Raw genomic sequence first — 9,797 nt, 5'->3', positions numbered from 1 at the left:
GGCAAGCGGTCTCAATCCTAATTGCTTAGTAAGGTACGCAACATAAGAGCTGTCCACCCCACCACTAATTCCAATAAGGCAATCATAGTCTTTATTTTTACCATCTTTTTTTACTTGTTCAGCAAAGGTCTTTAAGAAGTCATCTGGTAAGTCGTTGTGAATTTCAAGACTAATTCGCTCATCAAACTCTTTGCAAAATGAACATCTACCATCTTCGTAGAATACGATTTCTTTTGCTGTCGTGTCCATAACACAACGTTCACAAATTCTATAAGTTGACATATAACTATTGACCTTATATTAAAAATTTACAATAACTTTAGTTAGCAAGAGTAACTTGAAGATTCACGATTCACTAAGATTAAAATAGCTAATTAGCACAGCTTTCCTAGGTCCTTTATATACAAACATCGAACCTACGCCCGTCGCTGACGCACCAGAGTTTCTAGAATTTTTTATGTCCTGCAAAGAGCCAACACCGCCGACATACACTAAAGGAATAGATAATGTACTCGAACACATTTCGATTAAGCTAGAATCTACGCCAGTCATCGAACCATCATTATCTATGGAGTTAATAATGATTTCTCCAGCTCCCTGATCTTCAAAAAGCTTTAATGTATCTTGAAGCCCTAAATCATGTTTCTTTTTACCAGCATAAGTATACGGAATATACTTCTTACCAAAAAAACTCTTCTTGACATCAATGCTAACGACAATACTCTGAGCCCCAAATGCTTTTGACGCTTCTTGTACTATCTTGGGATCTTTCAATGCAGCTGAATTTAACGAAACTTTTTCGACCCCACTTTTAAACAATTTTTCAATCTGCTCAATTGATGTTATCCCTCCCCCATAGGCGATAGGCATAAAAGCTTCTGAAGCCATATCTTTTATCAAATCGAAGTTCGGACCATTTCCTTGTGTGGTTGCCCTAATATCTTGAATAACAAGTTCGTCGACTTCTTTTGCATTGAAAATTCGAATGGCATTTATTGGATCACCAATATAATTAGGATCTTTAAACTTAATCGTTTTTACTAAGTTCCCTGAATCGAGACCTAAAAAAGGAATAACACGATGATTCATTTAAGCGCACCACTGAGCAAAGTTACGAAATAATTGGATACCAAATTTATGACTTTTTTCTGGATGAAACTGACAACCAAATAGGTTATCTTTTAGAAATGAAGCCGTAAATTCAGAACCATGAACAGCCGAAAGTAAAACGTCACTCGCTTCTTTACACTTTACGAAATATGAATGGACAAAATAAAATCGAGAGTCGATATCGAGGGAGTTAACGAGGTCGTGTTCTTGATGAACTTTTACCTTAGACCATCCCATATGAGGAATTTTTAATACACTTGGATGATCAAACTTAAATTTTACTACATCCGCTTTTATAAGCCCTAAGCCTTTAACATTGCCTTCTTCGCTAGAGTCACACATCAAATGCATTCCAAGACAGATCCCCAAGATAGGAATCTTTCTACCAAGCACAGCTTCTTTAATGATATCTGAAATCCCTGTCTCATTTAACAAATACATTGCTTTGGCAAAATTTCCAACTCCGGGAAGTATTATACCATCAGCCTGATAAATAGCTTCAGAATTTGTAGACTCTATAGAATATGGAACAGATATATGCTTTAGCATATTCGCTATTGAGCCGATATTCCCCATACCATAATCTATTATTACTAGAGACATGTAACGCTCCTATAAAAGCTCTATAATCTAGAATGATCTAATGAATAGTAATAAGACAGGAAGATATATATTAAATAACTCACCGACCTGGCGATAGCTAAGTAGACTAAGCAGCTAACAATATCACCAACTACGTAACATCCAATATATAGAGCAACGGTGCTCAAACCTATACTTAGAATTTGCCAGTAAAGAGAAACCTTAATTTTTTCCGCGAAAATTAAGGTCCCTCCTAAAGACATACTTACAAAATTAAGGTAATACATCGCCATCATGATTTGAGCATATTCGCCGACTATCCTCCAATCTTCGCCAAAAACGAGAGGAAATAATTCAGGCGAAAGAAAAAATCCAAGCGTAAAAACCAACAATCCAAAACACGCGATCACCTTAAAAAGACTTAAATAAAGACGCCTGCATGATCCATACTCTGAATATTCAATACTCGCTTGCTGTCTAAAAACATCTTTTATGGATGAGCTCACAATTGTTATAGGAAGGTACAAAGCTGAAAACAACAAAGCTACATAGCCTAATTCCTTCGGACCAAAAGCAGTGCCAATGAATAGAACATGCAGCGACCCTCCCAAAATATTAACAAATTGATCAAAGACCATCACTCTCGGGAATTGTGAAAACCTTTTCTTTAGTTTTGAAATCCGGGGCCGAGAAATTTTTAAGAATATTTTATGGTCGATCTTTGCAATCGTCATTATTGACATAATCGAACTTAAAAAACGCCCAACTAGTTCTCCAATAACTAACGCCTGGCTAGATACAAAAGCAAGTCCTATAACTATTTTGGAAGCGACTAAGAAAACTCCCTGAAAAATACGATTCCTTGCAAGAAACGAATACTCTTTATACTTGATCAACCACTCAGAATGACAAGCATATATGATCCCGCCCAAAGCAATTAATGGGGCATAATATAATGATGTCGCCAGCTCAGGATCATTAAACCAAATTGAGAGCTCGTTATTAAGCAGCCAAATGACAGGGAAAGATACTAGAAGTATTAAACAGCTTCTTAGCAATGTCAGCACAATGACATTTGCAGCATCTATTTTAGACTTTGTTATTAAAATGGCATGCTCATAACACCCACTAGCGAATATTCCAAGTAGCGAAGAACATAAGATAGTAGTAGCAAAAGTCCCAAAATCCTCCGGAGAAAATATTCTAGTGAGGAATGGATATGCCAGAAGAGGTATGGCTTGGGCAACCGCGGTTCCCGAAGACAGTTTATATATATTTTTATAAATTTCGTTCATTAACAATGGTGGCAAATGATAATTTTAATACCTGTTGGCTCAAACCTAATACCAATACTTATTAAAAAACTTATAGATACCTGAACGAAATAAATACAAAACTATATATAAATATGCAGTTAATGGCTGTCTTTCTCGAGACTTTACCAACTCACTAAAACCTTCTTTTTTCAACTCACCAACAGCGGTATACAGCCACTTTCCTTTGATCAAAGCGTGAATATATTTAAATGGTGGATTCTTTGTTGCGGATTTTGTAAGTGCACAAAATAGCTCTTCCATTGAATCCGAAGCGTCAGACTTATCCATATCCCATGCACTGAAGCCGGGCTCTGCTAAATCCAACAGGACCTTTCTTTGAATTAAACATAAACCGATAGCCGATCTGTATTTGACGCCCTTAGGGAGCTCACCAATAAGTAAATCAGTTTTAGAGTCATAAACAATAGGCAAATCGGTGGATAGTTTAACATACCCGGCGTTTAGGGCTTCTGCTTCTCTCACAATTCTTTTAACTTTTTCGGTATCAACGTCAGCAGAAAATATTACATCGTCCATCCACAATAGAATCCATTTTGATTGGATTTGGTCTAATGCAGTTCTAAGATTATCTGCGTACGATAGATCTTCTCCTACACATACTGTCGTAACCCTCTCATCTTCATACTTCTTATGATTACTTATCAAGTAAACTTTATAGGGGAAATCAGGCCAATACTTATAAAAATTAGTGAAGAATGGCTCCCATAAGTCACTGTATTTGTCACACGAAGAAACTAAAAAGGCTATATTGTCATTATCCATCGTATCGAACTCAATTATCTAATCTAAACTTTGCTAATTATTTGGAATTAGTACTTATTGAAAACAGTAATGTACTTTTTCTTTTCGGTGACCCAATTAAATTTTTCCTCAGCCGCTTTGCGAGCATTGATGCCCATCGTTCTAGCTAGTTCTCTGTCACCATTGATTGTGTTTATGGCTGAAGCAATTGCAGCTACGTCACCCGGCTTAACATAAATTCCACATTTATACTCATCAATGATCTCTTTCCAAAGAATATAGTCAGTACAAATGATGGGAAGGCCGGCTTCCATATATTCGAATATTTTATTGGTGCCATAAGAGCCCAAATTATGGCCAAGATTGAGTTTATAATCATAAATGACTACCCCAATTAGAGACCGTAAATAAAGCTCTCGCAAAGCCACTTGATCGATTCTGCCGTGAAATTTGGATTTCTCACTACCTGGCATCGCGAGTAAGTCCTGCTGATGCTGCTCGTCCATATAACCTGCAACCTCATATACCGCATTATCGATCGAAGAAATCGCTTCAATGGTGGCTTCTTGGTTGCTATAGGCATAAACGGTACCCGAGTAACATAGAATCAGGTCTCTATTGGCAACGTTTTCAATGACCTCCGGGTCTAACGCTTTAATCAATGGAAAATTGGCAACCAAAACACCTTTGCCAATTTCTTCATTTATTTTCTGTACCACGTGAGAATGCGGGCTGACAATTTCGTCTATCTTTCGGTAAACACGATTCATATATTTAGCGACAACAACAGAGATGAATTTCCGAGAAACTTGCGGCAACCATTCTTTTTCCAAAATATGCGCTGGCATATCTTCGTGGGCATCGTAAATAACGGTTTTGCCCATTTTCTTTAACATCACTCCCAAAGGTAATAACTCTGGAGAATGTAATTGATAGATATCGGCGTCAATTTGCAACGCTTGCTTTTTAAATTGATACAAGGCAAAAAGTAACGTTTTCCACCTTGGCCAAACTTGCTCGCAAGCATAGATATTGATACCTTCTAGAACTTCATTTGGCTCGCCATCATTGGTTAGGATGGAAACTTCATACCCTGCTTCTTTTAAAGATAAGCATTGTCTTTTGAAGACTCTGGCGTCATTTCTAAAATAACCGCTTATAACATGACAAACTGTTTTCATAGATTATTCTCGATAAAATCAATAATGCGTTTTGAAGCGGTGCCGTCGCCGTACGGATTGATTAAATTGCTCATTTTCTGATAATGCGCTTGATCGGTGAGCAATAATTCGATCTGAGATGTTATTTTTTTGATATTAGTTCCAACTAAAGTAACGGTCCCAGCTTCAACGGCTTCGGGTCTTTCGGTAGTATCACGCATGACCAACACAGGCTTACCCAATGATGGCGCTTCCTCTTGAATGCCACCTGAATCAGTCAGAATAATCCAAGACCGCTGCATCAAAAATACAAAGGGAAGATAATCCTGCGGTTCAATTAGAAAAACATTATCTAATCCACTTAGAATTCGATTTACCGGCTCTTGAACGTTCGGGTTTAAATGTACTGGGTAAACGACCTGGCAGTCTTTATAGGTTGAAGCGGCTTTGGCAATTGCTTTACAAATATTCTCAAACCCTTCACCGAAGCTTTCTCGACGGTGTCCGGTCACAAGAATTAGTTTCTTGTCCTGCGCTAAGAAATCGAACTTGCTACTAAATTCCTGCTGAAGATTTTGGTCAGCTTTAATCTTTTCAACGACGTCTAACAATGCGTCCGTTACTGTATTTCCAGTTACAAAGACTGAATTTTCTTGCTTGCCCTCTTTTATCAAATTGAGCTTGGAAATCTTCGTCGGAGAAAAATGAAAATCGGCAATAACCCCGGTTAAGCAACGATTCGCTTCTTCAGGCCATGGCGAGTAAAGATTGCCAGTTCTTAGACCAGCCTCAACGTGTCCGACCTTTATTTTTTGATAAAAGGCCGCAAGGCTCGCGGCAAATGTCGTCGTCGTGTCTCCATGAACCAAAACCAAATCAGGTTGAAATTCTTCTAGAACAGGTTTTAACTTTAGCAATATATTTGAAGTCAAGTCGTACAAGTCCTGCCCCGTTTTCATGATATCCAAGTCATAATCAGGCTGTATGTCGAAGAGTTGCAGCACCTGGTCCAACATTTCGCGGTGCTGTGCTGTGACACAGACGCGAGACTCAAATCGATTATCTTTTTTCAACCCATTCACTAGCGGCGCCATTTTTATGGCTTCTGGTCTAGTTCCGAATATACTGAGTATCTTTTTCATATAAATTTGTAGTAACCCATTAAAGTAAAATGGCTAGTAAAATTCTTTGATAGATTCAATGATGTAATCGATCTCTTCGTCGGTTAACTGAACCGCAGAAGGCAACCATAATCCTTTTTCGCCAATCAATTCTGATGTTGGGTAACTTCCATCTTCAGCGTAGGCTCTTTGCTGGTTAATTGGTGGGTACATGACTCTAGAGCCTATCCCCTTTCCTTTTAGATGCGCGATCAAATCTTCGCGTCGCTCTACCAATGCGTCATAAAACCATGGCGCAGTCGTCGATACATTATTTTCAAACAGCTTTACTTGCTCGACGCCTTCCAAACCCGCTTTATAGCGCAAAAAGATCGCTTTTTTACGCTCTACTCGCTCGCTAAGCTTTTTCATTTGCTCGATGCCGATACAAGCTTGCAGCTCGGTAAACTTGAAATTGAAACCGATAGATTCATGCACGTCAGTGCCTCCACCGTCGCGGCCAAAATCTTTAAGCCTTCTTAAGCGTAACGCGACATCGTCATCATCTGTAATAATCGCTCCGCCTTGACCTGTCGAAATTATTTTAGGCGCCGAGAATGAAAAGCTACCGACCAATCCCTTACAACCTATGTGGGTTCCGTCAGGGTAATAGGAACCCAGCGATTGAGCTGAATCTTCGATCAACTTCAAATTATGCTTTTCGCACAGCGCTAAAAATTGTTCGATTCCAGCATCAGGATAACGACCATTGGCAGATACGAGCATGATGGCTTTTGTTTTCGGCGTAATAGCGGCTTCCACCAAATTAATGTCAAGGCATAAGGTGCTCTCTTCGACGTCAACAAAAACCGGAACAGCGCCAAACATTTTTAAGGAATTTGGCGAAGCTATCATAGTGTAGTTAGGAACGATTACCTCATCACCCGCTTCTACACCTGCGGCCATCGCGGCCAAAGTTAAACTGATAGTCCCATTATTAACGGCGATACAATGCTTCGCACCAGTAAACTCCGCAATCATTTTTTCAAACTCTTGGGTACGCTTAAACTCCGTAATAAAGCCATCTTCATCCATATATTCACAGATCGCTTTCTTTTCTTCTTCGCCAAATAAAGGCCGCATTTGCATAATAAAATTATTGGTCACTTGAGATACTCTCTTTGTACATGGTTTCTAATTTTTGAATTTCGATTGCATCGCGATCGCCGATATAACGTGATGGAACACCCGCATTTAAACTCCACGCTTTTAGGGATTCTTTGACTAAAGATTGAGCGCCGACTGACGCGCCTTCATTGAAAGAAACGTTCGGCAAAACAGTTGTATTTGCTCCAACAATAGAATGCCTACCTATCTCGATAAAACCTACCTCTACATTGCCTTTATATTCTTTTGGAACAAGAGGACCAGCTATACCGGATCGGTAATCATCACTACCGGCAGCAAGAACTACATTTGGCGCAAGCGTTGAAAATGACCCCATTGAAACTTTGGCTTCAGTTCCACCAATTATCTTACAACCCGCAGCAATATGCACATGATCGCCAATTTCGAGCGCGGTCGATATATAGGTGAAATCATCAATAATTACGTTATCTGCAATTGAAACCAATTCGGGATATCTGATTCGAACAGTCTTTCCAATAATGACATTTTTCCCACATTTTTTTAATGCAGATCTATCAAAGAAAATATTCTCAGGCACGGTTACTCCAATAATAAAATACTTTGTTTAGAATTTAGTTTTATCGGTATCTACATCAATGAATGGTCCATTCTTACTTTCTATAATCTGGGTATCATCTTCGAGTATTTCATAGCCATGCCCACCGTATGCAAAAACTGCAAGTTCACCCTCTTTAAGGTCAAACGTATCTAAAACAGCTAGCTCCTCTGTGTAGACAGTAACGCGCATACTACCTTTGCGCACATACACACATTCTTGAGTTCGTTTTGCCACGCGATCAAAATCTTTATGTACGTGTTTTGCAAGGACCTTACCTTGGTCATACCACCAAGAACCTACTTGGACAAACATATCACCTGGAGTAATAAAGTTTAGGCCTTTGACCCAGTCTTCATCTCTATAGATAATTGAAATAATTTGTCCGTCATGCTCAATTACTTGCACTTTATAATCTCCTGTCTCGTTCCGAAAGTATTGGATCTGTCGTTGGCCACTCTATATTTATTCTCGGGTCGTTCCATTTCACAGTGAACTGTTCATCAGCATCGGCATAATCTCCGTCATAAGCAAGCTTGTAATGATACGTAGCCAAATCGCTCTTAACATAAAAAGCATTTCCTAACCCAGGCGGAATTAAGATCATCTGTCGATTATCACCACCTAAATCAAAGCTCTCCCACTGCAAGAAAGTATCAGAGTCCTCTCGCATATCTACCACGACCTGCAAAATACTTCCTGATACGCACGACACCAATTTCCACGATTTATGATCTCCGTGGATACCTCGGAGAACATTCTTCTTTGAAACCGAAAATTTGTCATGCTTGAAGAACAAATCTTTTGGCAAAAGAGTACCTACCTCACCGGTAGTGTATGAAGTCCATATTGAACCTCTAGTTTCTTCAAACGCCGATGGCGTGATAACCTTAAGATCCTTTATTTTGGTCGATTCTGTCGTATTAAATTCAATTGCCATCATTCACCACCATAAGAATCATGAGCTAAGTCATACTTGACCATTTCAGCCACTAGTTCTTTTAGTGATGTTTTTGCCGTCCATCCTAACTCTTTCTCAGCCTTAGCCGGATCACCTAGTAAAAGCTCCACTTCTGCAGGTCTAAAATGCCTAGGATCAATCTTCACCAAAACCTTACCTGTTTTGGAATCCTTAGCGACTTCATCAAGCCCACTGCCTTCCCACTCAAGATCGAAACCAACCTCATTGAAAGCAAGATTCACAAAATCTCGAACAGTATAAGTTTTGCCAGTCGCAATCACATAATCTTTAGGCTCATCTTGCTGCAACATTAGCCACATTGCTTCCACGAAATCCCTAGCATGCCCCCAGTCTCTTTTGGCATCAAGATTTCCAAGGGTGAGAATTTCCTGTCTACCTTGAGAAATTCGAGCAGCAGCCTTGGTAATTTTCTTTGTAACAAATGTTTCCCCCCGTCTAGGAGACTCATGATTGAAAAGAATCCCATTACAGGCAAACATATTATAAGATTCCCTATAATTAACGGTAACCCAGTAGCCATATAGCTTAGCTGCGCCATATGGTGATTTCGGATAGAAAGGAGTTGACTCACTCTGCGGCTCTGTGCCTGGTAGACCACCAAAAAGTTCTGAAGTAGATGCTTGATAAAAACGGCAATTGACTTTCGAATCCCTAATCGCATCAAGAAGCCTAACGGTTCCTATACCTGTCACTTCTGCTGTATATTCTGGAACTTCAAACGAAACTCCTACATGAGACTGTGCACCTAGATTGTATATTTCAGTTGGATTAATCTCTGAAATCAATCTATGTAGATTACTTGAATCAGTTAAGTCACCGTGATAAGTCGTGAGATTTTTATGGGTTAGTAGATGCTCGATTCTCGCCGTTGTAAAAAGCGAAGCTCGCCTTAGAATAGCGTGAACCTCATAACCCTTATCTAACAATAGCTCGGCCAGATACGAACCATCCTGACCTGTGATACCCGTAAGAAATGCTACATTTCTTTTATTCATTTTCTCTCCACAATTAACATTAATCTTTTATTCCCGACCATTCGAA

The 9,797-nt window shown here is 39.3% G+C and carries 11 protein-coding genes and 1 pseudogene; all 12 read right to left on the bottom strand.

What is annotated here, in order from left to right:
- A pseudogene (locus FLL46_RS24925) lies at nucleotides 1–249 on the bottom strand (N-acetyl sugar amidotransferase); the annotation flags it as partial.
- Nucleotides 250–345: 96 nt separating this feature from the next.
- The gene (locus tag FLL46_RS24920; protein ID WP_142934828.1) at nucleotides 346–1,089 is read right to left on the bottom strand and encodes an AglZ/HisF2 family acetamidino modification protein; all 744 of its coding nucleotides are present in this window, start codon (nucleotides 1,087–1,089) and stop codon (nucleotides 346–348) included.
- Nucleotides 1,090–1,713, bottom strand: a complete 624-nt coding sequence (gene hisH / locus FLL46_RS24915; RefSeq protein ID WP_142934827.1) for an imidazole glycerol phosphate synthase subunit HisH — start codon at nucleotides 1,711–1,713, stop codon at nucleotides 1,090–1,092.
- A 20-nt stretch (nucleotides 1,714–1,733) separates the two neighbouring features.
- The gene (locus FLL46_RS24910; protein ID WP_142934825.1) at nucleotides 1,734–2,987 is read right to left on the bottom strand and encodes an oligosaccharide flippase family protein; all 1,254 of its coding nucleotides are present in this window, start codon (nucleotides 2,985–2,987) and stop codon (nucleotides 1,734–1,736) included.
- Nucleotides 2,988–3,032: 45 nt separating this feature from the next.
- On the bottom strand, nucleotides 3,033–3,791 hold the full coding sequence (locus FLL46_RS24905; RefSeq protein ID WP_142934823.1) for a hypothetical protein: 759 nt from the start codon (nucleotides 3,789–3,791) through the stop codon (nucleotides 3,033–3,035).
- Between the two features lie 47 nt (nucleotides 3,792–3,838).
- On the bottom strand, nucleotides 3,839–4,951 hold the full coding sequence (locus FLL46_RS24900) for a glycosyltransferase family 4 protein (protein ID WP_142934821.1): 1,113 nt from the start codon (nucleotides 4,949–4,951) through the stop codon (nucleotides 3,839–3,841).
- Nucleotides 4,948–6,072, bottom strand: a complete 1,125-nt coding sequence (wecB, locus tag FLL46_RS24895) for a non-hydrolyzing UDP-N-acetylglucosamine 2-epimerase (RefSeq protein ID WP_210418816.1) — start codon at nucleotides 6,070–6,072, stop codon at nucleotides 4,948–4,950. The genes FLL46_RS24900 and wecB overlap by 4 nt, the downstream gene beginning before the upstream one ends.
- 33 nt (nucleotides 6,073–6,105) lie before the next feature.
- Entirely contained in the window at nucleotides 6,106–7,197 is a 1,092-nt protein-coding gene (locus FLL46_RS24890) for a DegT/DnrJ/EryC1/StrS family aminotransferase (protein ID WP_210418815.1), read from the bottom strand.
- Complete coding sequence (locus FLL46_RS24885) at nucleotides 7,187–7,756, bottom strand: acyltransferase (protein ID WP_142934817.1); 570 nt, start codon at nucleotides 7,754–7,756, stop codon at nucleotides 7,187–7,189. The genes FLL46_RS24890 and FLL46_RS24885 overlap by 11 nt, the downstream gene beginning before the upstream one ends.
- Nucleotides 7,757–7,783: 27 nt before the next feature.
- Entirely contained in the window at nucleotides 7,784–8,182 is a 399-nt protein-coding gene (locus FLL46_RS24880) for a cupin domain-containing protein (protein ID WP_142934815.1), read from the bottom strand.
- A 1-nt stretch (nucleotide 8,183) separates the two neighbouring features.
- Nucleotides 8,184–8,717 (bottom strand): dTDP-4-dehydrorhamnose 3,5-epimerase family protein, encoded by a 534-nt coding sequence (locus FLL46_RS24875; protein ID WP_210418814.1) that lies wholly within the window; start codon nucleotides 8,715–8,717, stop codon nucleotides 8,184–8,186.
- On the bottom strand, nucleotides 8,714–9,751 hold the full coding sequence (gene gmd, locus FLL46_RS24870; RefSeq protein ID WP_142934813.1) for a GDP-mannose 4,6-dehydratase: 1,038 nt from the start codon (nucleotides 9,749–9,751) through the stop codon (nucleotides 8,714–8,716). Before gmd ends, FLL46_RS24875 begins: the two co-directional genes overlap by 4 nt.
- Nucleotides 9,752–9,797 lie beyond the last annotated feature (46 nt).

The organism is Aliikangiella coralliicola, assembly GCF_007004725.1.
Taxonomy (GTDB): domain Bacteria; phylum Pseudomonadota; class Gammaproteobacteria; order Enterobacterales; family Kangiellaceae; genus Aliikangiella; species Aliikangiella coralliicola.
The sequence above is the reverse complement of the archived record's forward strand: the minus strand, read 5'-3'. Positions and strand labels throughout refer to the sequence as shown.